Annotated in this window: 23 protein-coding genes and 1 pseudogene; 3 read left to right on the forward strand and 21 right to left on the reverse strand. The window is 29.5% G+C overall.

All coding sequences use genetic code 11. The features are described from left to right. Positions 1–25 precede the first annotated feature (25 nt). Positions 26–1,351, reverse strand: coding sequence for a tRNA (N6-isopentenyl adenosine(37)-C2)-methylthiotransferase MiaB (gene miaB / locus ACREVX_RS15760; protein ID WP_431545171.1), 1,326 nt, complete (start codon positions 1,349–1,351; stop codon positions 26–28). A gap of 301 nt (positions 1,352–1,652) precedes the next feature. Between miaB and ACREVX_RS15765 the strand changes: the two genes are divergently transcribed. Together ACREVX_RS15765 and ACREVX_RS15770 are read left to right on the forward strand one after the other, a co-directional pair. Further along, on the forward strand, positions 1,653–1,811 hold the full coding sequence (locus ACREVX_RS15765; RefSeq protein ID WP_431545172.1) for a hypothetical protein: 159 nt from the start codon (positions 1,653–1,655) through the stop codon (positions 1,809–1,811). Between the two features lie 27 nt (positions 1,812–1,838). Beyond that, complete coding sequence (locus tag ACREVX_RS15770) at positions 1,839–3,035, forward strand: pyridoxal phosphate-dependent aminotransferase (protein WP_431545173.1); 1,197 nt, start codon at positions 1,839–1,841, stop codon at positions 3,033–3,035. Positions 3,036–3,080: 45 nt separating this feature from the next. Here the strand turns inward: ACREVX_RS15770 and ACREVX_RS15775 are convergent, their stop codons facing one another. The 6 genes and pseudogenes from ACREVX_RS15775 to ACREVX_RS15800 form a co-directional block, all read right to left on the reverse strand. Then, positions 3,081–3,971, reverse strand: coding sequence for a GNAT family N-acetyltransferase (locus ACREVX_RS15775; RefSeq protein ID WP_431545174.1), 891 nt, complete (start codon positions 3,969–3,971; stop codon positions 3,081–3,083). Between the two features lie 447 nt (positions 3,972–4,418). Next, positions 4,419–5,255 (reverse strand): annotated as a pseudogene (locus ACREVX_RS15780) (4-hydroxy-3-methylbut-2-enyl diphosphate reductase); the annotation flags it as partial. 70 nt (positions 5,256–5,325) lie between these two features. Next, positions 5,326–5,988, reverse strand: a complete 663-nt coding sequence (gene cmk, locus ACREVX_RS15785; protein ID WP_431545175.1) for a (d)CMP kinase — start codon at positions 5,986–5,988, stop codon at positions 5,326–5,328. A gap of 44 nt (positions 5,989–6,032) precedes the next feature. Further along, positions 6,033–7,259, reverse strand: coding sequence for a BaiN/RdsA family NAD(P)/FAD-dependent oxidoreductase (locus tag ACREVX_RS15790; protein ID WP_431545176.1), 1,227 nt, complete (start codon positions 7,257–7,259; stop codon positions 6,033–6,035). Between the two features lie 122 nt (positions 7,260–7,381). Next, on the reverse strand, positions 7,382–8,260 hold the full coding sequence (locus tag ACREVX_RS15795; RefSeq protein WP_431545177.1) for a MurR/RpiR family transcriptional regulator: 879 nt from the start codon (positions 8,258–8,260) through the stop codon (positions 7,382–7,384). Between the two features lie 200 nt (positions 8,261–8,460). Beyond that, a complete protein-coding gene (locus tag ACREVX_RS15800; protein ID WP_431545178.1) occupies positions 8,461–9,171 on the reverse strand; it encodes a pseudouridine synthase in 711 nt (236 codons plus the stop codon). 354 nt (positions 9,172–9,525) lie between these two features. Here ACREVX_RS15800 and ACREVX_RS15805 point away from each other — a divergent pair, with 354 nt between their 5' ends. Next, entirely contained in the window at positions 9,526–10,626 is a 1,101-nt protein-coding gene (locus ACREVX_RS15805; protein WP_431545179.1) for an iron-containing alcohol dehydrogenase family protein, read from the forward strand. A gap of 85 nt (positions 10,627–10,711) precedes the next feature. On the opposite strand, the gene msrA is transcribed toward ACREVX_RS15805, so the two are convergent. The 14 genes from msrA to ACREVX_RS15875 form a co-directional block, all read right to left on the reverse strand. Further along, a complete protein-coding gene (msrA, locus tag ACREVX_RS15810; RefSeq protein WP_431545180.1) occupies positions 10,712–11,191 on the reverse strand; it encodes a peptide-methionine (S)-S-oxide reductase MsrA in 480 nt (159 codons plus the stop codon). Positions 11,192–11,257: 66 nt separating this feature from the next. Beyond that, a complete protein-coding gene (locus ACREVX_RS15815; protein WP_431545181.1) occupies positions 11,258–11,587 on the reverse strand; it encodes a single-stranded DNA-binding protein in 330 nt (109 codons plus the stop codon). Positions 11,588–11,857: 270 nt separating this feature from the next. After that, a complete protein-coding gene (uvsE, locus tag ACREVX_RS15820) occupies positions 11,858–13,102 on the reverse strand; it encodes a UV DNA damage repair endonuclease UvsE (protein ID WP_431545182.1) in 1,245 nt (414 codons plus the stop codon). Between the two features lie 234 nt (positions 13,103–13,336). After that, positions 13,337–14,314 (reverse strand): tyrosine-type recombinase/integrase, encoded by a 978-nt coding sequence (locus ACREVX_RS15825; protein ID WP_431545183.1) that lies wholly within the window; start codon positions 14,312–14,314, stop codon positions 13,337–13,339. Between the two features lie 92 nt (positions 14,315–14,406). Further along, a complete protein-coding gene (locus tag ACREVX_RS15830) occupies positions 14,407–14,667 on the reverse strand; it encodes an HPr family phosphocarrier protein (protein WP_431545184.1) in 261 nt (86 codons plus the stop codon). A gap of 96 nt (positions 14,668–14,763) precedes the next feature. Continuing rightward, complete coding sequence (locus ACREVX_RS15835; RefSeq protein WP_431545185.1) at positions 14,764–15,957, reverse strand: pyridoxal phosphate-dependent aminotransferase; 1,194 nt, start codon at positions 15,955–15,957, stop codon at positions 14,764–14,766. A gap of 314 nt (positions 15,958–16,271) precedes the next feature. Further along, complete coding sequence (gene rny / locus ACREVX_RS15840; protein ID WP_431545212.1) at positions 16,272–17,807, reverse strand: ribonuclease Y; 1,536 nt, start codon at positions 17,805–17,807, stop codon at positions 16,272–16,274. A 259-nt stretch (positions 17,808–18,066) separates the two neighbouring features. Beyond that, positions 18,067–19,122: a recombinase RecA gene (gene recA / locus ACREVX_RS15845; RefSeq protein WP_431545186.1), complete on the reverse strand. Its 1,056-nt coding sequence runs from the start codon at positions 19,120–19,122 to the stop codon at positions 18,067–18,069. A gap of 176 nt (positions 19,123–19,298) precedes the next feature. Continuing rightward, a complete protein-coding gene (gene pgsA / locus ACREVX_RS15850) occupies positions 19,299–19,856 on the reverse strand; it encodes a CDP-diacylglycerol--glycerol-3-phosphate 3-phosphatidyltransferase (RefSeq protein ID WP_431545187.1) in 558 nt (185 codons plus the stop codon). After that, on the reverse strand, positions 19,840–21,177 hold the full coding sequence (rimO, locus tag ACREVX_RS15855) for a 30S ribosomal protein S12 methylthiotransferase RimO (protein WP_431545188.1): 1,338 nt from the start codon (positions 21,175–21,177) through the stop codon (positions 19,840–19,842). Before rimO ends, pgsA begins: the two co-directional genes overlap by 17 nt. Positions 21,178–21,365: 188 nt before the next feature. Further along, positions 21,366–23,672: a DNA translocase FtsK 4TM domain-containing protein gene (locus tag ACREVX_RS15860; RefSeq protein WP_431545189.1), complete on the reverse strand. Its 2,307-nt coding sequence runs from the start codon at positions 23,670–23,672 to the stop codon at positions 21,366–21,368. 196 nt (positions 23,673–23,868) lie between these two features. Beyond that, positions 23,869–24,549 carry a ClpP family protease gene (locus ACREVX_RS15865; protein ID WP_431545190.1) on the reverse strand — a complete coding sequence of 227 codons (681 nt, stop codon included), beginning with the start codon at positions 24,547–24,549 and terminating at the stop codon, positions 23,869–23,871. 56 nt (positions 24,550–24,605) lie between these two features. Further along, entirely contained in the window at positions 24,606–25,796 is a 1,191-nt protein-coding gene (gene dapG, locus ACREVX_RS15870; RefSeq protein WP_431545191.1) for an aspartate kinase, read from the reverse strand. 15 nt (positions 25,797–25,811) lie between these two features. Further along, positions 25,812–26,087, reverse strand: coding sequence for a YlmC/YmxH family sporulation protein (locus ACREVX_RS15875; RefSeq protein WP_431545192.1), 276 nt, complete (start codon positions 26,085–26,087; stop codon positions 25,812–25,814). Positions 26,088–26,103: the final 16 nt, after the last annotated feature.

Consider the following 26,103-nt stretch of genomic DNA (forward strand, 5'->3'; position numbering starts at 1 on the left):
AATTTATATTTATTTATATTTAGATCTAAATTTCTTCACCAATAAGTGAAAATGAGTGTGCATCGGTTATAAGAACTGATACAAGATCTCCAATAGCTTTATGGTTACCTTCAAAATTTACTAATTTTCCATTCCTAGTTCTTCCGGATAATCTACTTTTATCATTTTTACTATAACCTTCTATAAGAACTTCTACAATTTTACCTACGCATTCCTTGTTTCTTTGCGCACAGTTTCTATTAACAACTTCAACTAATCTGTTAAATCTTTCATGTTTTACATCCTCAGGTACTTGTTCAAGCATTTCATCTGCTGGTGTTCCTTTCCTTTTAGAGTAAAGATACGTAAATGCTAAATTAAATCTTACCTCTTCCATAAGGCTTAATGTCTGAGCAAAATCTTCTTCAGTTTCTCCTGGAAATCCAACAATAATATCTGTACTTAATCCTACATTAGGAATTGTATCTCTTATTTTTTTAACGAGCTGCAAATATTTCTCCCGATCATAATGCCTATTCATTGTGCCAAGAAGATTTGATGAACCTGATTGCACTGGTAAATGAATTTGCTCGCAAAGTTTATCACTGTGCGCAATTACCTCTATTACATCATCAGATAAATCCTTTGGATGAGATGTCATAAATCTAATTCTCTCTAAATTTTCAATAGTGTTAATTCTTCTAAGCAGCTCTGCAAAATTTATTTTAGGACTTAATCCCTTTCCATAAGAGTTAACATTTTGCCCAAGTAAGGTTATTTCTTTATATCCTTGCTTTACCATTGTTGTTATTTCATTTATAATATCTTCTGGATTACGGCTTCTCTCTCTACCTCTTACATAAGGTACTATACAATAAGTACAAAAATTGTTGCAGCCATACATAATTGTAACAAAACCTTTTATACTGCTTTGTCTATCTATTGGTATTCCTTCTATTATTTTTTCTTCTTTATCCCAAATTTCAATGATAGATGATTCACCGTTTTGTATTCTTTTTAAATACTCTGGGAATTTATGAGAATTATGCGTCCCAATGATAATATCTACAAATGGGAATTTAGTAATTATATGTTTTGCCATACCATCTTGTTGCATCATACATCCAACAACTGCAATTACAAGATTTGGATTTTCTTTCTTCATTGTCTTTAAAGCCCCTATATTCCCATCAGCCTTTTGCTCTGCATTTTCTCTAACACAACAGGTGTTAAAAATAATTATGTCAGCAATTGTCTTATCTGTAGTTCTTTTGTATCCTGAGGGTATTAACATACCAGACAATTTTTCGGAGTCTTCCTCATTCATTTGACAACCCCATGTTTCTATATAGTATTTAAGCATTTTATTCATTAGTGTATTCTCCTTTATAAAAAAAATATTACTACTATCATTATATATAATTTCATGACTTTTTTAAAGTCATTTTTAATAATTGAGGATATTTATTCAAATATTTATTCAATAAAGTAATTTACTTGGACTAAAGTCTTAAATTAGTTTATAATGTTAGTAATTGTTTTTCTAATGTAATTTAGAAAATAATATGAATATAAACATGTTTTTTTATTTATGAATTAACTTTAACATATATTTTTGCTTTATAAATTAAATTCGACTTTTAGGAAATACTACCTAAAAGAGGTGATTTAATATGTATGATGCAAAAAAAGATGAAAGCGCTCGTGATAAAAAAATACGATTTGATTGTATAGGTGACAGATGTTATTACTCTAAGTGTAACTATAGCAATATGGTTGACATGAAAGTATCCTGCGCGCCTGTTGAAATCATAATAAAAGAATTTAGTTAATTAAAACTTATGATGGGGGGAAATATTATGAAATTATCTAACCGAATTGAAGCAATGCAATTTTCACCAATTCGTAAACTAGTTCCTTTTGCTAAAGAGGCTAAAAAAAGGGGAGTTAGTGTATATCATCTTAACATAGGTCAACCTGATATACGTACTCCTAATACATTCATTCTAGGAATAAACCAATACAATGCCAAAGTACTTGAATACGGTAATTCTCAAGGAAAAGATAAATTACTTAAGAGTTTTTTAAAATATTACAAAGAATGGGGTATTAATTTTGTTAAAGCTGACATTATGATAACTAATGGAGGATCAGAAGCCATAATGTTTGCGCTTATGGCTATTTGTGATCTTGGTGATGAAATTATAATTCCTGAACCTTTTTACACAAATTATACTGGATTTGCTGATATGGCATCCGTTAAAATTGTTCCATTTATTACAAAAGCGGAAGAAGGTTTTCACTTACCTTCTAAAGATATAATTACAAGTAAAATTACAAGTAAAACTAGAGCAATAATGGTATCAAATCCTGGTAACCCTACAGGAGTTGTATATACTCAAGAGGAAATAAGAATGCTGGCCGATATTGCAAAAGAAAATAATATCTTCTTAATTGCTGATGAAGTATATAGAGAATTTGTTTATGATAACTTAAAATACACTTCGGCTTTGTATATGACGGATGCTCTACAAAACATAATATTAATTGATAGTATATCTAAACGTTATAGTGCCTGTGGTGCTAGGATTGGTCTAGTTGCATCAAAAAATAAGAGCCTCATGCATCAGATTCTTAAGTTAGGACAGACCAGGTTATGTGTACCTACTATAGAACAACTTGCCGCGGCTAATTTAATCAACACCCCGAAATCATATTTTGTAGAAGTAAAAAAAGAATACGAAGAAAGAAGAAATATTCTATATAAATACTTATCCGAAATACCAGGAGTTGTTTGTCAAAAACCAACCGGTGCATTTTATGTGGTAGCAAAGCTTCCAATAGAAAATGCTGACGAGTTTGCTAAATGGTTATTAACAGATTTTGAACATAATAATAAAACAATAATGGTTGCTCCTGCAGAAGGTTTTTATTCAACGCAGGGTTTAGGAATAAATGAGATCAGGTTATCATACTGCTTAAATAGAACTGCATTAAAAGATGCTATGGAGATTTTAGGTATAGCTATTGCAGAATACATTTCTATAAAAAATTAGATTGTTAAAAAAGCAAACAACACTCAAAAGGGGGGAGATGCATTATCATCTTCCCCCTTTTATATTATTCAACTTTAGTTTTTGCCAAGTATAAAATTCTTTTTTAACCCTAAATCCCAACGAAATATACAATTTTAGAGCGATAATATTATCACAATCCACTCTTAATGAGACTCTAGAAAAATCATTATCCATAGCTAAATTCAGCAAATACCTTAAAAACACTTTTCCATATCCATTTTTTCTGCACTTTTCTATTATGCCAAAATTCACAATACTTGCTACCTCATTTTCAATTATAATTTGCCCATATCCAATGGGTATGTTATCAGACTTAATAAATATCGCACCTTCATCGAAATAATATTCCTGTGCTTCGTCATAATAAATATCTTCTACATTAATTGGAATTCTATCATTGTTCTTAAATATTTCATTTTGTAATAAACATCGTGCTTTTTCATCCTTATCTTTTTTCACTACCGAAAAAGTAATCTTATCAGTAACAAAGGTATTAAGATATCCTATACATTCTTTTTCCAATTCAATAAAACCTTTTTTTCTCTCAAACCCCAACTTGTTTAAAATATCCATATTTACCTGATTATCTTCACATTCATAAGTTATTAAATTACCACTTACCACTGAATTAATTAAAGTTTTATATAAACAAATTAAATTATTATCCTCTATTACATTAATTGAATTAATGACACTTTGATATTTGTTATGTTTTTCAAACCATATATAACCTATAAAATTGTTTTTTTCTAATAATAAGTTTACATTTTTTCTTAAGAACAATCTTTGAATAATATTACTATTATCATATAACTCAAAGAAATTTTTATTTGATAGACTAAAATTAGTATTAAATTGATTAAGCTTTCTAAAATCATCAATATTTTTTAAACTCAAGTTTATTAACTTATGCATTTAGCTTTACTCCATTAATTTATTTTAATGACATTTCAAAAGGAAAGTTTCCCACTTCTATAAGTGTGAATTACATCCCCTAACAAATAGAAAACTTCAGGGGATGTATAAATCTCCTTCTGAAGTCGTTAATGCATCTTCTATGAAGATGTTGCAGCTCCGTAGGAGATGATTTAATCGAATTATACCACTTATAAAATTATAATACTTTTCTTATTATAAATCCATTACTAATATTTTTACAAGGAACTTATTTTTGTTTAAAATAATGATAGTGTTATTAAATTATATTAAATAACTTAGTTTAATATTCAATAATTTAAAAAATCGCAGTTATAAAATTAATAATGCTCTTGTATAAAATAGAATTCATTTATTTCATCACTGATAAATGATTTAAATTATAAAAACGTGTATACATAATCTTATGCTACACGTTTTTGCCTAACTCATTTTTAAAATCGCCTCATCAATAATCCAATCGGGGGTTGAGGCTCCCGCTGTAACTCCTATAACCTTAATATTTTTATCCTTTATAAATTCATCAGGAATTCCATGAACGTTCTCTACATATAAAGTATTTTCGCAATTTCTTTTACATATCTCATAAAGTTTTGTAGTATTAGAACTATTAAACCCACCAATAACAAGCATCGCATCTACTTTTTTTGAAAGCTGCTCTGCAGATTTTTGGCGTACTTCTGTTGCGCTACAAATAGTATTAAATGCAATTATCTCCTTACTTATTTTTATAACTTTAGCTAATACATTCTCAAAAGTAGTTTGTGTTTCAGTTGTCTGAGAAACTACACATACCTTATTTGATATTGGCCCAGATTCTACGTCTCCCCTAAGTATTGTTGCGCAGTTATTACACCATCCATTAATTCCAATTACTTCAGGATGAGTTTTATCACCTACAATAATTATATGATATCCTAAGTCATAATATTTTTTCACTTTTTTATGGATATTTGCAACGTAAGGGCATGTTGCATCTATTATATTAAGATTAGTTCTCTTTAGTATATTTAATGTTTCCTCAGATACTCCATGTGATCTTATTATTAATGTATCATTTCCTTCTAATCTATCAATATTTTCAAGCTCTATAGGATTTATTAAATTTTCTTTTAGAAAACTTACAACATCATTATTATGTATAAGTGGTCCTAGTGTATATATTCTATTATTATACTTTTTTTTCATGTTTATAGCTGTATCCACTGCTCGTTTTACACCAAAACAAAAACCAGCAGAATCTGCAAGTATTATTTCTCTCATTCTGCCATCTCCTTAAATCATTTTCTGCGGAGCTGAAATGTCGTTAAATCATCTTTTTATAATCGCTCAATTAATTGTTTTTATTCTTTGAATTCATTTGTAATTCTATCGCCTTAACTACTCCATTTATATCTAAAGCAGTAGAATCTATTTCTACAGCATCTATAGCTTTTCTAAGTGGATTAACTGCTCTGTGGGTATCAATATAATCTCTTTTAATAATATCATCTAAAATAGTATTATAATCAACTTTTAACCCCTTAACAATTAATTCTTCATATCTTCTATTTGCCCTTTTTTCACAGGACGCCGTTAAATAAAATTTAAAAGTTGCATCCACAAGCACTACAGTACCGATATCTCTTCCATCCATAATAACACTATATTTTTTAGCTATATTTTGTTGCAAATTAACAAGAATTTCGCGAATTTCGGGAACTGCAGCGTACTTAGAAACATTATTGCTTATAATCGGCATGTTTATCATATCCGTCAAATCTTCATTATTAACTATAATGTGGTTCTCTTCAAAATGCATCTCTAAAGATTCAACAAGTTTTGTTAAATCTCCTACATTATCTTCTGAAATATTTGCATTCATAGCTTTTAAAGCAACTGCTCTATACATTGCGCCTGTGTTAACATACATAAGATTGAATTTTTCACCTATTATTTTAGCTATGGTACTTTTCCCTGCACCTGCAGGCCCATCTATTGCAACAGATAATCCCATTATATTTCACTCCCCGTTTACTTAACTAATTATTTAACACTAATTTACTCTAACCCTACATTAGTACCAGCTAATGCTCCTGTAGATAATGCTATTTGAAGATTATAGCCACCGGTATATGCATCTACATCTATCATTTCACCTGCAAAATATAAATTATCAATTTTCTTTGATTTCATGGTAGACGCATCTATTTCTAAAGTATCAACCCCTCCACTGGTAATGATAGCTTCTTCTATTGGGCGAAGACCTTTAACATTAAGCTGTAGATTTTGAAGTAAATTTACTAAAGTTTTTCTTTCTTGCTTAGTAATAGAATTAACCTTCTTTTCTTCATCAATATTAGACAATTGAATTATCGTGTTAATTAGCTTACTAGGAAGTAGATCATTTAATGCGTTCTTAAAATCTTTGTTTGCATATTTTAAGAAATCACTTTGAATTCTTTTATCAAGCTGAACTTCACTTAATGCTGGCTTTAAATTTATTGAAATCTTTAATTTTTCTTCTTCTTTCACAAAACTACTTGCACTCAAAACGATAGGTCCTGAAATTCCATAATGAGTGAAAATCATCTCTCCAAATTCTTTATATATATTCTTATTCTTACTATTTATAATCCTTAATTCTACATTTTTTAGTGAAAGACCCTGTAAATCCTTAATCCATAACTCATCTACCTCTATTGGTACAAGTGATGGTCTAGGCTTAATTATATTATGTCCTAAAAAACGAGCATAATTTAAACCTTCACCAGATGAACCTGTTTTGGGATATGATAAACCACCAGTACATAATATGAAATAATCCCCATATACACTACTTCCATCACCAAGTTCTACTCCAATAATCTTCTTATTATCTCTGATTAGCTTTTTCACTTTTAAGTTTAATAATACCTCAACATTTTTATTTTGTAGTTCATTATTAAACGCTTTTATAATATCTGACGATTTATCTGATTCAGGAAACACTCTATCTCCTCTTTCAACCTTAAGGTTAACCCCTAGCTGCTTAAAAAAATTCATTGTATCCTCGTTTGTAAAAGAATATAAAGAACTATACAGGAAATTAGGATTACATGGTATATTCTCAAAAAAATCACCAATATCCTTGGCATTTGTAATGTTACATCTACCTTTACCTGTTATATAAAGCTTTCTTCCTAATTTATCATTTTTTTCAATAAGTACCACCTTATGTTTTGATGCAGCTGTAGCAGCCGCCATCATACCTGCTGGTCCGCCTCCAATAATAATTACCTTTGACATCCAATCACTCCTTTATTTTTCATCCTATTTTTTATATAATCCAAATTACAAAAAATCAAAAGAAAACCCCTGTAAAAGGATTATCATCAGACGTTCTCCAAGAACTTTCTATTGTAGATTAACTATCTTTCCTCTTTATCTCTAAAAGAATAAACTTGATATTCTTCCCATATACCTTCTAAAGCCGAAAATGTAGTTGATATTTTTTCTTTTTCTCTTAATCCAACAGCAATAATTAATGCATTTATTACACTAAGAGGCGCCACTAAAGAATCAACAAATGAGGCCATATTACTTTGTGCTATCAATGTATAGTCAGCTTTAGCTGCTATTGGAGATAGTAAGCTATCAGTTATTGCTACAACATTAGCATTTTTACTTTTAGCAAAAGCTAAAGCTTCAATTGTTCTTGTGGTATACCTAGGAAATCCTATTCCAATTACAACATCTTCGCCTGTAACATTAAGCATTTGTTCGAATATATCACTTACTCCATATGCAACAACCTTAACATTATCTAAAATAAGATTTAAATAAAATGCTAAAAATTCTGCCAGTGCTGCTGAACTTCTAAGCCCAATTATATATATTTTTTTAGCTTCAAACAATGAATTTACTATATCATCAAATGTTTTGTGATTAATCTTATCAAGTGTAGCTCTAATATTTTCCATATCAGCCTTCAATACACCTTTTAGTGCATTTTCTTGAGTAATAAAATCATTAGATAACTCAATCCTCTGTACAGTTGTTAATTTGTTTTTAATTAATTCTTGAAGCGATTTCTGTAGTTTTGGGTACCCACTAAACCCTAACTCATTTGCAAATCTTACTACTGTAGATTCACTTACTCCAACACTAATACCTAATTTAGCTGCTGTCATAAACGCGGCCTTATCATAGTGCTTTAAAATATATTCAGCTATTAATTTCTGCCCCTTGCTTAATCGTGGAAACTTGATTTGAATTTCCCGCATCAAATCCTGTTTGTTATTTTCCATACTAAACTCAATCCTTTCTATTAAAACTCAATCTAATGAAATAAAAATTTCAATAACTAATAAAATGAATTTTTTTATTTCATTTTATCATCTATTGAACATACATTCAATAATTTATTCATTGATATAATGTTTTTTCTGTTATTCTTTATATATAGATGAAAAATTCTGTCATGTTTCTCATTTTTTGAAATTTTAAATTATAAATTCTTCAAATAATTTATTTCATCTTCAGTTAAGTTTCTCCATGATCCTTTTTCCATATCTCCAATTTTTATGTTTCCAACGGAAATTCTCTTGAGAGCAATAACTGGATGATCTATTGCTTCACACATTTTTCTAATTTGACGATTCTTTCCTTCGTGTATAGTAATAGTAGCCCTGCAGTTAAATCCTACCCGCTTAGTTATTTCAAAACTTGCTTTCGCTGTAATGTACCCGTCAATATCTATCCCATTACAAAACTTGTCTATTTCTTCTTGATTTGGACATCCCTCGAGTATTGCTATGTAAACTTTGTTAATTCCTTGTCTTGGGTGAATCACCTTGTTGTAGATATCCCCATCGTTAGTCAATATAATTAGACCACTTGTATCATAATCTAAACGTCCTATTGGATATATTCTTTCCTCTACCTTAACTAAATCTAGAATAGTTTTTCTATCTTTTTCATCTTTAACAGTAGATACAATACCTTCAGGTTTATTTAGCGCAATATAAACTTTATTTTCTTCAATAGTAATAATTTTATTATCTACATGAACAATATCTGTTTCAGGATCAATTTTATGTCCTAGTTCTGTAATTTCTAAATTATTTACTTTTACTCTCCCAGATGTAATTATTTTCTCGCATTTTCTTCGCGAAGCAACACCACATCTTGCCATAAATTTTTGCAAACGTTCTTCCACTATACCACTTCCTAATATTATTTTAGTTACTATATAAATATAATTCTTCTATTATAAAATTATCGTAAACGAAATTACCATTAATAAATGCTTAATACGCATTTGTATTTATTTTCGCTAAGTAATTTTAATCAAATTTTACAATCTGTCGTTAAATAAAACATGATTCAAAATTAAAATTAAATATATATAAATAAGTCTTCATGTAGAATTATATAAGTATTTGGACAAAAAATCAATTATTCATTTTAATATCTTTAATTGATTAGTTTATAATATATTTCGAATATCATTTATATTAATGTTACTAATGTTATAATAAATAAAATGATTATTATAAAAGGAGGCCCTATTATGGATTTTATTAATTACCACATGCCAACTAAAATATTACTTGATGAAGAAGTAGTATTAAAAAACAGCACTTTATTTTCAACCTATGGAAATAAAGCTTTAATAGTAACAGGTAAAATTTCTTCAATTAAAAATGGCTCATTAAAAGATGTTATAGGTGCACTAAAAAATGAAGGAATTACATATGATGTTTATAATAATGTAGAAGAAAATCCCTCTTTAGAAACTGTAGATAATATAGCAAAGCTTGGAAGAACACAAAAATCAGATTTTATTATTGGTATTGGAGGAGGCTCTCCCATCGATGCGGCAAAAGCAGCTGGCATACTACTAATGAACCCCACTGCTTCAAGTTTTGATTTGTTTAATAGTCCAAATTTAAATTCTGTGCCGATTATTGCTGTACCAACAACTGCTGGCACTGGATCTGAAACAACTCCCTATTCAATACTTACTGATAATCAGCTTCAAACAAAACATGGTATATGTCAAAAAGTATTTCCAGAAATTGCTCTCCTGGATGTAAAATATCTAATGTTTTTACCTGAGAGAGTAACTGTTAATACTTCAATAGATGCATTAACTCATTTAGTCGAAGGTTATTTATCTTCAAAATCAAATATAGTAAGTGATGCCTTGGCTGAAAAAGGTTTGAAATTGTTTGGTGAATGTTTAAATATGATAAAAGAAAAAGATTTTACATGTGTTGTTAGGAAAAAATTAATGTTAGCTTCTACCATAGCTGGGATGGTAATAGCACAAACGGCTACGTCACTTCCACACGCAATGGGATATGCGCTTACATATTTTCATAATATGCCACATGGAAAAGCAAATGGAGTACTTTTAAAATCGTATTTAGAATTTTGTGATGATGAAAATAAAGTAAGAAAAATTTTATATTTATTAACTTTAGAAAATTTAGATGAACTTGGTGTGTTTTTAAATGATATGCTTGGATGCGTAGATAACGTAAGTTATGAAGATATATGTTCTTACTCAAGCAAGATCATAGCAAACAAGGACAAATTAAAAAATCATCCAGCACCTGTTAGTGTAGATGATATAATAACAATATATAAAAACTCACTTAACTTATAATTACTTTTAATTAATATAAAATTGTTCAATAAAATGATAAAAAAAAGGAAGTGAAATTTCACTTCCTTTTTTTTATTATATTGATTTAAATATCATCTAAATTAATATGACAATAGCCTGCTGGATTTTTTTGTAGATACTTTTGATGATAATCTTCAGCATCATAAAAACAAGAAACAGGTAATATCTCTGTTACTAATTTCTTATTATATTTTAATTGAACTTCATCCTTTGTTTTTAATATAACATCCAAATCTGACTCATCGAAATAATAAATAGCACTTCGATATTGGCTCCCTATATCTGGACCTTGTCTATTTGAAACAGTAGGATCTATTATTCGCCAAAACTTATTTAAAATTTTCTCGAGGGTTATGACGTTCTCATCATAATTTATCAAACATGATTCAGCATGCCCAGTAGTTCCAAGACAAACTTCATTGTAAGTAGGACTTTTTTTTGTACCATTAGCATATCCAACCTTTGTTTCAATAATACCATCTATTTTCGACATGTAAGCTTCTACACCCCAAAAGCATCCTCCAGCTACAATAATACTTTTCATTAAATCATCTCACCTTTTTGTTATTACTGATTTCTAAATTATACCACAGCAATAATCTTATGAACACTATACTATCTGTTGTTTATTATCTAGGAATTTAAAATCTTCTGCTACAACTTCTGTACTATATTTTTTTATTCCATCTTTATCTGTGTAACTACTGCTAGAGAGCCTACCCGTTATTCCAATTTGACTTCCTTTTTTCAAATGTTTACACATGCTTTCTGCCGCGCCATTCCAAGCCACGATATTTATAAAATCAGCTTCTGGTTGCAAATCCTTATGTGATACTCTATTAATTGCCAATGTAAATCTAGTATAGAATCCTTTACCCTCGTTAAAACTCCTAAGTTCTAAATCTCTTGTTATTCTACCAATTATTGAAACTGTATTCATATATTATCTCTCCTTTTTATTTAATTTTCTAAATTATTGACAATAACAATGGATTTTATACAAACTGATTTTGTTTACTATAATTATTTCGAGGGCATTAGTTAAAATTTTTTAGTTTACATTTTTATATAGGTTTACATAATTCTAATTATGTAATTTAATCTATTTGTTTTATTTCTGTATAATTAATATATATGTTTGATTGAAAAAATTTTACAAAAAAATAAACCATATAATCACATATAGTTTATTGAATCTAGTTTTTTTATATTAATAGTTAAAGTAATAGGATTCAAGCATGTATTTCGAATTATATCTTATACATAACTTTTTCAAATAGAGCTTAACCTTATCCTTGCGCGATATATCTAAAAGAAGTTTTTCAAAATGGTTCTTTTCATTTTGCGAAACTTTCTTTTTAACATATCCCCACACATGCTCGCATGTATTTATAAAAGCCCCATCATCCACATCAAGATTTATTATTTCATCTGTATATTCATAAAATTCTTGAATACTACAATTATCTTTTATAAGTTTACTACAAGCTTTATAATATTTATAATTTCTTTCCATTAACACGTATTTATATTTCGCCCACTGCTTCTCAATTATCGTACCTTTAACTTTTTTGTCCATGTTATTAACTATAAGATTACATTTTATAGCCGAGATATCCTTGTCTTTTACTTCAAGCATAATATCAAGTTTAAACTCTTTAACCTGATTGTAATATTCTAAAAACTTCTTAACTACTATGGTCCTTGAATGTGCCCCTATTTGCTTAACAGAATTTTGCTGACTATAGTGCACTTTTATATTACCATCTTTTTCTTTCCATGTTTTAGCTACCTTCTCCATTATTTCTTTTATAGATATATCTATTTCGTGATTACATAAATGATGTAAATTATCAAAAATTACTGGTATATTAATTTTCATACTTACAAAAAGTACATCCTGGATGTTAAATATTTTATCATCATTTTCTATTACAAGTCTACTCTTAACTGAATTTGACAATCTTTTAAAGTTATCAATAAATCTACTCATAGCTGCATTTTTATCTCCATATCCTCCGCCAATATGAAGTATAATTTTATTACTTGAGTCCACCCCTAGTGAATCAAGAAACAAGCAGTGATACTCTAAATCTTTAATAGCCCTTGTTACTATCTCTTCTTTTTGGGCATTTAGCACTGTATATTGACCTGGATGCATAGAAACTCTCATGCTACTTTTTTTTATATATTCACCTATTTCATTTAATTCATTTTTGAAGTATTCATTCCACTTAATATCATTAATACTATGACTTCCCAGTGGGACTATATCTGAACTTATTCTAAATAAATTTATGTTACTCTCTTTATTATTCTGCAATATTGTCTTTAAATCCATTAAATTTTCTGCAACTACTTCTAGAAGCAACTTCTGCGAAAACTTTTTAATTGTTAATCTTCTACTTGTTCTTGCATTTGTTGTTAGTGGAACACATGCATATCCTATTTTCATAATTTACCCCAGTTCATATTTTATTATTTGCTGATAATGTTCTTCAACTTATTTATAAACATTATTAATTAATATTTTACAACTAAGCACCATCTTTATTTCCATTACACTATATAACAGCTTATATTGCTGCTTAATGCTATCAAGAACTGCCAAAAGGTTCACTATTATGCCCTGGTTTTTGTTTATGGCTATGAGCATATTTCTCATTATATTTAATTACTAGTTTAACACCTAAAGCAAATCAATTAAATCCCCTGCATTGTTTTTTAATTTATCTACTGAGTGAATATACCTATTAGTAGTTGCCAAATTTTTGTGAGCTGCAAAATCCCTAACTTTCTCTACAGTAGCCCCCGCTAAAATTGCTAATGTGATTGCTGTATGCCTAGTAGAATGAACGCGTATATTTTTATCAATACCTGCATTTTTACACACTTTCTTTATCATGTAATTTAACGTGCTTGAATTTAACTTTTCTTTATTTTTCCCATTAGTTGAATGACCTGTAAATAAATATTCATCATAATTTGACACTTTATTTCGATTAGTTAACGTAATATATTCATTTATCATGGTAAGAACGCTCCATTGTAGTTTTACTATGTCCTCCTTACCACCTTTTCTCAAAACCTTCACTACATCATAACCAGTATGCGTAGTAATATCTTCAATCTTAATGTTTATAATTTCAGATTTTCTAAGAGCTGTAGTAAATGCAAGTACTAATATCGTTTTATTCCTATGTCCAAGTATTGTAGATGTATCAATACTTTCTAATAAAGTTTTACACTCTTCTTTTGTTAAAAACTCTGTTTCCTTATTATTTATTACTGGTTTTTCTTCTTTTAAATTTCCAAAAGGATTATATTTAATTATTTGAATACCTGTTGAATTATCTTGATATTTAAGTATCCATTTATAAAGTGCACTTAATGATGATATTTTTCTATTTATAGTAGCCGAGGACATATTTTTATCCATTAATTTCATTATAAAACTTTGTGTATGTAATATAGATACTTTTTTGATGTCTTCTATTGAAATATCAGAAGTAGATGCTACGCAAAAAAAATCCTTTATATCACGTTCATAACTTTTGGAAGTATAAATACTTTTCCTCGCTTTAATTTCAAGAAAATATGATATAAAGTGTTTGCTGCCTATTGTTACATCTTCATTCCAATTGAATTCTATGATATTGTTTAACATTTATATTCTCCTTTAATATTTTGTAAATTTCTATACATTTTAAAAAGCTGCAAACAGTTAGTTAGCAGCTTTTTAAAATATACAGACTATAATTATTCTTCTAAAGATTTTATTAATGTTACTATTTCTTCTAAAGCTAATTTTTCATCAAGACCATTTACTATAACGTTTACAGTTGTATTTGGACCAACGCCTAAAGATAAAATACCTATTAAACTTTTAATATTAGCTTTTTTACCCATATATTCTATACCTATATCTGATTTGAAAGAAGCTGCCTTTCTTACCAATAATGTAGCTGGTCTAGCATGTAATCCCCTAGAATTATTAACTAAAACTTCTTTTGTTACCAATTCACTTCACCCCAATATTTTAATAGTAGCATGAGTCACAATTACCCATGCTACTATAATATCATTAAAATGTATGTAAATCAATTTTAAATATTACTAACAAATATTGTTAGCAAACCTTGCTATCCTATCAAGTCCATTTTTTATATTTTCCATTGAAGTTGCATATGATAACCTAATAAAATTATCTGCTCCAAATGCTATACCAGGTACAACTGCAACTTTTTCTTCTTCAAGTAAAAAATCAGAAAAATCAATTGAATTCTTTATAACCCTTCCGTTGACTGATTTATTTAATACATCACTTATGTTTAGCATAACATAAAAAGCACCTTCAGGTCTTAAACATGATAAATTATGAATACTATTTATTTTTTCTACCATATAATCTCGTCTTAACTTAAATTGTACTATCATTTCGCTTATATCTTTTTGCTCTCCATTTAAGGCTTCAACTGATGCATATTGAGCAATTGAATTAGGATTAGATGTAGTATGACTTTGAATATTAGACATTAACGATATGATTTGTGCGCACCCTGCAGCATATCCTATTCTCCATCCTGTCATAGCATAAGCCTTAGAAACACCATTAATTACAATAGTTCTTACGTATGCATCTTCTGAAAGACTTGCTATACTAATATGAGTAGTGCTTCCATATAATAATTTTTCATAAATTTCATCTGATATTATAATTAAGTCATTTATCCTTGCAAAATCAGCAATTTTTATAAGTTCTTCCCTTGAATATACTGTTCCTGTTGGATTATTGGGACTATTTAATACTATTACTTTAGAACTAGAAGTTATTGCTCTATTAAGACCCTCAACTGTTAATTTAAATTGGTTATCCTCTCGCGATTCTACATATACAGGTTTTCCATCTGCGAGTTTTACTAATTCCGGATAACTAACCCAATATGGAGATCCAATCAAAACTTCGTCTCCTGGATTTAAAATAGCTTGAAAAACATTAGCTAAACATTGTTTTGCTCCATTTGAAACTATAATTTGAGATGGTACATAGGTTAAATTATTATCTTTCTCTAATTTTTTAATTATTGACTGTTTTAGTTCAATAATACCTGATGTAACAGTATATTTGGTCATTCCGCCATTAATTGCTTTTATTGCTGCTTCTGTAATATTTTTGGGTGTATTAAAATCAGGTTCACCAGCACCAAATCCTATTACATCTATACCTTCTGCTTTCATTTTTTTCACTTTTGCAGTTATATCTAAAGTTAATGATGCAGATATTTGCTTAGCTTTTTTAGATAATACCATTTTACTTACCCCCAATACCCATATTATAGGTATATTTTCAAATTAATTTAATAATTAATTTCATTTCAAAATAAAAAACAACATAATTCATACTTTACTAATATATCATTTTTTATTTATGATGTAAATGGAACAGAGTTAATTTTTCATACAAATGTAATTATATCATCTCCTGTTGAGCTGCAAGATCTTCATAGATGATGCCGCTCCGCAGGAGATGAATTGACGACTTCAGAAGGAAAGTTGTTGAACAAAAAAATCCCCCTTAGATTTAAAAAATTTAAAATCTTAGGGGGATATAACATTATATATGTTTATTTTGCATAATCAATAGCACGTGTTTCGCGAATTACATTAACTTTGATTTGACCTGGATATTCTAGTTCATTTTCAATTCTTTTCACTAGATTTCTTGCCATTTCAACTGCACCAGCATCATCAATTACATCTGGTTTAATCATAATTCGTACTTCTCTTCCAGCTTGAATCGCATATGATTTTTCTACACCTTCATAAGAGTTTGCAATTTCTTCTAATTTCTCTAACCTTTTAATATAAGCTTCTAACGTTTCTCTTCTTGCACCTGGTCTTGCAGCTGATATAGCATCTGCCGCTTGAACTAGTATTGCTTCAAGTGATTGTAACTCAACGTCACCATGATGCGCTGCAATAGCATTTACTACAATAGGTAATTCATGGTGTTTTTTAGCTATTTCTGAACCTATAAGTGCATGTGGTCCTTCAACCTCATGATCTACTGCTTTACCTATATCGTGAAGCAATCCACACCTTTTAGCCATGGTTGGATCAATTCCAAGTTCAGATGCCATAAGTCCAGCTAAGTATGATACTTCTATAGAATGTTTTAATACATTTTGACCATAACTAGTCCTATATTTAAGTCTTCCTAGTAACCTAATAATTTCAGAGTGAAGTCCATGAACTCCTGTTTCAAAAGTTGCTTGTTCTCCTTCTTCTCTTATATCACTCTCTACCTCTTTTTTAGCTTTTTCCACCATTTCTTCAATTCTTGCAGGATGAATTCTTCCATCCACTATTAGCTTTTCAAGTGCTATTCTAGCAACTTCACGTCTTATCGGATCAAATGCTGAAAGAATTACTGCTTCAGGTGTATCATCTATTATTAAATCAACGCCTGTTAGTGTTTCTAGAGTTCGAATATTTCTACCCTCTCTACCTATTATTCTTCCTTTCATCTCATCATTAGGAAGCGAAACCACATGAACTGTTGTTTCTGCAACATGATCAGCTGCACATCTTTGAATAGCATAAGTAATAATCTCTCTTGCTTTTTTATCTGCTTCTTCTTTTGCTTTATTTTCAATTTCTTTAATCATAATTGCAGCATCGTGCTTAATTTCTTTTTTAATTTCATCTAGCAGAACTTGTTTTGCTTCATCAGCCGTTAATCCTGATAATCTTTCCAGTTCGCCTCTTTGTTTTGCGTATAAATCTTGTACACTTGCTTCTAACATTTCAATTTGCTGTTGTTTTTTATTAAGATTTTCTTCTTTTCTCTCTAGCACATCACTTTTTTTATCTAAAGATTCTTCCCTTTGGATGTTTCTTCTTTCTAACCTTTGAACCTCATTACGTCTTTCTCTTGATTCTTTTTCTAAATCAGTTCTAAGTCTGTGAACTTCTTCTTTGGCTTCTAAAATAGCTTCTTTCTTTTTTGATTCAGCTTCTCTTACACTATCATCAAGAATTTTTTTAGCTTCTTTTTCGGCCATAGAAATATTGGCTTGAGATTTATTTTTTCTAGAATAAATTACAACAAAAATACATAAAGAAACAACAACCAAAATAGCACAACCTACCAAGATCATTGTAATACTATTATTACCCATTGATTATCAACACCTCCTATGCCTATTTTCAAATCTATTTAAGAGTAAATATGAAAAATAGAAAAGGTGCTATATTTATTAAATTCGTAATAATACAAATACCCTAAACCAGTATTTGTATTTATTTTATATTATATTTCTGTTAATGTCAAGATTATAACATCTAAATTAGTTATTTAACTTTTTCTAATATATAATTATTATTAACTAAAGAAAAAAAGCAAGTAAAAGCTTGCTTTTATGCTTCTTTTTTATTAAGTTCTTTTTTGGAAACTTCTTTTTTAGGAGCTTCAGGGTTTTTATATAATGGTAAATCATATTTTGTTCTAATTTTATTTTCTATTTCCAGCATAACCAAAGGATTTTCTTTAAAATATTGTTTCGAATTCTCTCTTCCCTGTCCAAGTCGTATATCCCCATATGAGAACCATGCTCCACTTTTTTGTACAATTTCTTCTGTAACTCCTATATCTAAAACATCTCCCGCTCTTGATATGCCGTGACCATACATAATATCAAATTCAGTTTTCTTAAATGGAGGAGATACTTTATTTTTAACTATTTTTATTCTCGTTCTATTACCCATAAATTCGTCACCTTGTTTAATTGTATCTATTTTTCTAATATCTATTCTAACAGATGCATAAAATTTAAGTGCTCTACCACCGGGGGTTACTTCTGGGCTACCAAACATTACTCCTACTTTTTCTCTTAATTGATTTATAAACACAAGCACACATTGAGATTTATTTATAGACCCAGCAAGTTTTCTTAAAGCTTGAGACATAAGTCTTGCTTGAAGCCCTATATGAGAGTCTCCCATTTCTCCTTCAATTTCAGCTTTAGGAACTAGTGCTGCTACTGAATCTACAACAATAACGTCAATTGCTCCAGAACGAACTAAAGCCTCTGTAATCTCTAGTGCTTGCTCACCAGTGTCTGGTTGAGATACTATTAGATTTTCTATATCTATTCCCAGCGCTTTAGCATATTCAGGGTCTAAAGCATTCTCTACATCTATAAACGCAGCAGAGCCTCCATTTTTTTGAGCTTCTGCAGCTATATGAAGAGCTAGTGTAGTTTTACCTGAAGATTCTGGTCCAAAAATTTCTATTATCCTTCCTCTAGGTACACCACCTATGCCAAGTCCTATATCAAGTCCTAAACACCCAGTAGAAATAGCCTCTATATTTAATTTACTGTTTTCTCCAAGTTTCATTACTGCGCCCTTACCGAATTGTTTTTCTATTTGACCCATAGCTACTTCTAGTGCTTTTAATTTTTCATTATTCATAAATTTCCCTTACGGGTTCACCATCCTTTATTTGACGAACGTTTGTTCTAAACTAAGTATACACTATTTATTTTATATGGTCAACATACAAAATAAATATTTCCATTATAACCTTCCTTGTAATTCATAATAAAGAAGGCCTCTTATTGTATTATTAACAAACTTTTAGAATTTAATCACTTATCAACTCTAATTGTCCCTTTGTTTTTAACAAAATAGTCAACACCTGATATTATTGTAATAATTACTGCAGCAATCATGAAAACATTAGTTAATGTACTTAAAATTGTAGTAAAGCTTGCATTTTGGTTCAATAGTTTTATTAATGCTGTAATTATAGCGACTATTTGAATTACTGTTTTTAATTGTCCCCACTTACTAGCTGCAATTATTTTACCTTCAGCTGCAGCTATCGTCCTAAGTCCTGTAACTGCGAATTCTCTAGCAATAATAATCATAGCTACCCAGCCAGGAATCATTTGAAGTTCCACTAATGAAACAAGCGCTGCAGTTACTAATAATTTATCTGCTAGTGGGTCCATAAATTTACCGAAATTAGTTATTTGATTTCGACTTCTAGCTATATACCCATCCAATTTATCCGTAAGAGCTGCCACTATAAAAATGATAGTAGCTAGTTCTTTTCCATAAGGTATATCTCTAACTGCCATAAACAGTAAAAATAAAGGTACTAAAAAAATTCGTATCATTGTAAGTTTATTCGCAAGATTCATTGCACACAACTCCTATTAAATCATATTCTAAGGCTTTAATAACCCTAACCTTTATAAATTGTCCCTTATTATAAACTTTATTAGATTCAAAGAAAATAGTTCCATCAATCTCTGGTGCCATTTCATAAGTTCTACCAGTGTAAGTTTTATCATTAACACCTTCTACCAAAACCTTATAAATTTCATCTATTTTAGTCTTATTTAATTCTTTAGATATACCTTGTTGCAATATCATTAATTCTTCTTCACGTTCTATTTTTATTTCTTCTGGAATTTGATTTTCCATAAGTGCAGCTACAGTACCGTCTTCCATTGAATACTTAAACACTCCCAATTTATCAAATTTCATTTCCTTAATAAATTCTTTTAGTTCTTGAAAATCTTCCTTAGTCTCACCTGGAAACCCAACTATTAAAGTAGTCCTGAGAATTAACCCCTTTATACTTTTACGCATCTTAAATATGTTTTCTGTTATAATCTTCTTTCTTCCTTTCCTTTTCATGGATTTAAGAATATCATCACTTATATGTTGAATTGGTATATCTACATATTTACAAACCTTGTCATTTAAAGCTATCTCTTTAATAATTTCATCCGTCATTTCTTCCGCATAACAGTACAGTATTCTAATCCACTGAACCCCACTAATTTTAGAAATTTTATTAATCAAAGTATGTAATTTTTTTTCACCATATAAATCAATTCCATATCTAGTAGTATCTTGAGCAACTAAAATAATTTCCTTGCAGCCATGTTCACTTAGCTCCTTGACTTCTTGTAATATATTTGCCATATTTCTACTTCTATATTTACCGCGAATTTTAGGTATAGCGCAATAAGTACAAGCATTATCACAGCCCTCAGAAATTCTAACATATGCAGTGTATGTTCCTGTAGTTAATACTCTTTGTCCTTCATTAATATTATCATCACTATAATTAAAATGTTGCACTTTAATTCTTTTTGAAAGTACCTCTTCTATACTACTTAGTAACTTGTTATAATCGTTAACTCCAAGCATTATATCAAGTTCAGGCATTAGTTCAAGTAGCTCTGCACCATACCTCTGAATAAGGCATCCTGTTGCAATAAGTACTTTGCATTCATATTTCTTTTTGTATTCTGACATTTCTAAAATAGTGTCTATTGATTCTTGTTTTGACGATTCTATGAACCCACAAGTATTAACTAAAATTATATTTGCCAGTTTAGGATCATTTGTTATATCATATTTCCCACTTAAACTGCTTATTACAATCTCACTATCAATTCTATTTTTATCACAGCCTAAATTTATAACTCCAACCTTTAATTTTTCCACCAGTCATCCTCCTTGTTAGTCGACCTAAGAAAATCATATTTACCAACTATTATTCTCATTACTTTAATCAAAACAAAAACAATAACTAATAATTATTATCTTCCTAAATTAGTACACATAAATTATTGTAAATGTGATTAACAAATTAAACAAGTATATTTACAATTTTTCTTTGGTATTTTATTTTATTACTCCTTTAACTCACTAACACTTAATAATATTTCTCTAGGTTTACTTCCATTTCTACCTGAAATAATTCTACGTTCCTCCATTTGTTCTATAATTCTTGCTGCTCTATTATAACCTATTTTAAGCTTACGTTGCAATAAAGAAGTGGAGGCTTGACCATTTTCTACTACTATTCTAATTGCTTCATTTAATAATTCATCAATATCATTATCATCATCCTTATTACTTGTACTACTTTCTATTTCATCTATAATCTCTTTTTCATAGCTTACCTCTGCAATTTGATCCTTTATAAAATTAACAACTCGCTCAACTTCTTCTTCTGATACAAAAGCTCCTTGTATCCTAATTGGTTTAGGCTCTCCCACTGGATAAAAAAGCATATCTCCTTTACCAAGTAATTTTTCTGCACCAGATGAGTCCAAAATTGTTCTTGAATCTATCTGACTTGAAACTGCAAAAGATATTCTTGAAGGTATATTGGCCTTTATAACGCCTGTAATAACATCAACTGATGGTCTCTGAGTCGCTATTACTAAATGCATCCCCGCCGCTCTTGCCATCTGTGCTAGTCTTCCAATGTATTCTTCTACATCATTTGCACAAACCGTCATTAGGTCAGCTAACTCATCAATTATAATAACAATCCAAGGTAATTTACTTTCAACAATCCCTTTACTTGCAAGTTCATTATATCCTTCAATACTTCTAACATTATTTTCTGCAAAACTTTTATATCTTCTTGTCATTTCATTTACAGCCCAATTTAAAGCACCTGCCGATTTTTTGGGGTCTGTCACAACTGGTATTAATAGATGAGGTATTCCATTATATATATTTAATTCAACAACTTTTGGATCAATTAGTAATAATTTAACATCCTCAGGTGAGTATTTATAAAGTAAACTTATTATCAATGAATTTATACAAACACTTTTACCTGAACCTGTTGCCCCTGCTACTAATAAATGCGGCATTTTTGTTAAATCCGATACAACGCAATTACCTCCTATGTCTTTACCGAGACTAAAAGATAAATTTTTGTTAGTTGCTGTAAACTCATTGGACACTATAACTTCTCTTAAGTATACAGCGCTTAGTTCTTTGTTTGGAACCTCTATACCCACTGCTGCCTTACCTGGTATTGGTGCTTCAATCCTTACTCCAGATGAAGCTAGATTGAGTGCAATATCATCTGCTAAATGAACAATTTTACTCACCTTAACACCAGCATTTGGTTGAAGCTCAAATCTAGTCACTGATGGTCCTTTTGTAACTTGAATAACCTTAGCTTCAACCCCGAAACTACTTAACGTCTCTTGTAACTTGTTTGCACTATTAAGCAATTCTTTTTTATCATTTTTATTCATAACAGATGTAGTATTTTCATTTAATAAATCTATGGTTGGATATTCATATTTATAATTTTGATTTGTGCTTGAATTATTTAATTGAATTTCTTTCTCTAACTCTTGTTTAATAGAATTATCAACGTGACCTTCTTTTGATCTTCGCGTATTACTTGTTTTACTATTATTAGTAGTTTCATCTTTATTAGCGACGTTATCATCAGACGCAATTTCATTTGATTTTACAAAATCGATTATCTTAATCTTATTGCTTATATTTTTGATGAATTTATTTTTCTCATCACTAGAAACTGCTAATTCTTCTTGCTTGTCATTGTTTTCAATATATAACTCTTTACTTGCATTTTCCTTATTAGCTTTACTTGACATAAATTTATTCTTTAGGTTAAAGAAAGTGTCTTGTAATGATATATTTAATATTATAATTAAACATATCACATAAATCGCAATAAAAATTATGCAGCTTCCAACAACACCAAATAATGTCTTCATAGTCACATCAATTGAATAACTAATAATACCACCATGTATAACACTTTTTGAATTGTATATTTTATTTATTCCCAGCAAAAAATTTCCTTTATCATAATACTTATCTAAAGTTATCATTTGTATAAATAACAATGTATTAATTAAACAAAGTACTATTCCGTAAAATTTCTTACTAAAATTTATCTTACCTTTCTTACTAATGTAGCAAACACCAATAAATATTATAAGAAACGGTGAAAGATATGCACCAACTCCTAGTATTGCAAAAAGTATATTGTTAATAAAATTGCCAATCATTCCAGTTGCAGATCCTGAACTTGAAAATATAGTTGAGAATATACTTAATAAAATTAATATTCCTATTGTAATTAATATAATTCCAATAATTTCACTATTAGCATTTACACTGCTCGCAACTTTAGATTTAGTTTTTTTCCTAGCCAAAGTATCACCTCCATCCTTATTAGTCCTATTCTTATTATTTCTACAAAATTTAGAAATCTCCTTTAACTGTCTTTATAATTATAAATGATTTTTAAATTAATTCAATAGGAACAGTTTTAACTCCATTATAATTTGAGTAATATAACCCAATAAAAATAGATATAAATAGGCCATATCGACCTATTTATATCCATCTTTATCCTTTATCTATCATCTCATTTAATTTTGCTAATGCTTCACTAATGCCACCAACTGCATCTATTAAACCATTATCAACTGCTTGTTTCCCAATTAGTATAGTCCCCATATCATTTAAAAGCTCATTAGTTTGAATCATTAGCTTGTTTACAGTTTCCTTATCAATTTTAGAAGTTCTAATGATAAACTCAGTTATTCTTTCTTGCATCTTGTTGAAATACTCAAAAGTTTGAGGCACCCCAATTATTAAACCATTCATTCTTATTGGATGAATTATCATGGTTGCTGATGGAGAAATGAATGAGTACTTAGCCGCCGTTGCTAGTGGTATACCTATTGAATGGCCGCCTCCCACCACTAGTGATACAGTAGGTTTACTTACGCTTCTTATCATCTCAGCTATAGCAAGACCCGCCTCTACGTCCCCTCCTACTGTATTTAGAACTATAAGAATACCTTCTACTTTTTCATCTCTCTCCATAGCAATAAGTTCTGGAATAACATGTTCATATTTAGTAGCTTTAGTTTGTGGAGATAACATTATGTGTCCCTCTATTTGACCTATAATAGTTAAAACTTGAATTTTATCATCCTGAGTTGGAACATTAGTTATCCCTAGTTCCTTAACATTTTCCAGCTGTTCATTGGAATCACTTTTGTTTGTTTCAGTTTTTAACATTTGCATTCCTCCTAATCCATTTTATTTTGTGCATTAAGAGAAACTATATACATTTTTTATCCTAATTTAAATTCCTTATGCAAAGCATTAATTGCTTTTTCAACATATCCTGTTTCTACAAGGCACCATATAGTCATATGGGAATCTGCCGTTTGAAGTATTTCGATATTTTCCCTAGTTAATGCTTTAAGTATTCTAGCCATAACACCAGGTATTCCTCTCATTTTCGAACCTATAATTGAGAGTTTACTACAATTCTTCATAAAAGAATATGACATATTAAGTTCTTTTATTAAATGAGCGAATTTTATAAAGTCTTTTTCGTCAATAGTAAATATTTTTTCCTTAGGAAAAACATTTATTAAATCTATGCTTATAAGATTTTGAGCTAAAATATCAAAAAGGTCATCGTAACTATAACCTGAGCTTTTATTTATTTTTATTTGTACTCTATTGTTCATATGTGTAATACCTGTAATTATATTTTCTAAGGATTCACTGTCCATATTGCTTATTATCGTTCCATCACAATCGTTCATAGTATTTTTTATTACCATTGGTATATTATATTTTTTAGATATCTCAACTGCTCTTGGGTGAATAACTTTGGCCCCTTGATCTGCAAATTGAAATATTTCATCATAACTTATTTGTTTTATTAAAGTTGCATCAGAAACTATTCTAGGATCAGCCGTCATAATCCCATCTACATCAGTGTATATTTGAGTCTCTAAGGCGTTAAGAGCTGCCCCTAGCATTGCAGCCGTAACATCGCTCCCACCTCTCCCAATAGTCGTGACATAGCCTTTATCATCCATGCCTTGAAATCCTGCTACTACAGGAGTTTTCCCTTTTTCTAAAATATCCAATATCCTCTTCGAGTCAACATTAAGTATTGCGGCATTTGTATAATTACCATCAGTAATTATGCCTGCTTGTCCTCCTGTTAAAGGCACTGCATCAATTTTATTTTTATTTAATTCATTACACATTATTACACAACTTATAGTTTCACCACAACTCATTAAAAGATCTACTGCTAATGGATTCGTAACTTTTAAGTTGTCATCAACCAATGACAAAAGCGTGTCTGTAGCATAAGGTTCACCTTTTCTTCCCATTGCAGATACAACAACTACTGGATAATATCCTTGAGCTTTTGCATTTAACACTTTACATGCTACAAGCCTTCTTTTTTCCTCGGTAGAAACAGATGTACCTCCAAATTTTTGAACTAATATCTTCATTTCTATCCTCCAAAATTAGATATGAGATTTTTTTAAAAATTCATTATCAACATCAATTATTATAGTCCTAGATCCAATTTTTTTTACATAATCCCAAGGCACCTCAATGACATCATTATTGCGAAAGAAACTAAATTTTGAACTACCTCCATTTATAATTAAAAATTTTAGAAGTCCATTTTCATCAATAACCACATCATTACTACCTAAATTGCTATATTTATCACCATCATTAATATTGATAATTTCATATCTTTCCATTTCACTATATAACTTTATATTATCTTCCATGCATTCATCCCCTTAA

Origin of the sequence: Clostridium sp., assembly GCF_050717545.1 — a bacterium.
In the GTDB taxonomy this organism is placed as follows: Bacteria; Bacillota; Clostridia; order Clostridiales; family Clostridiaceae; genus Clostridium_AD.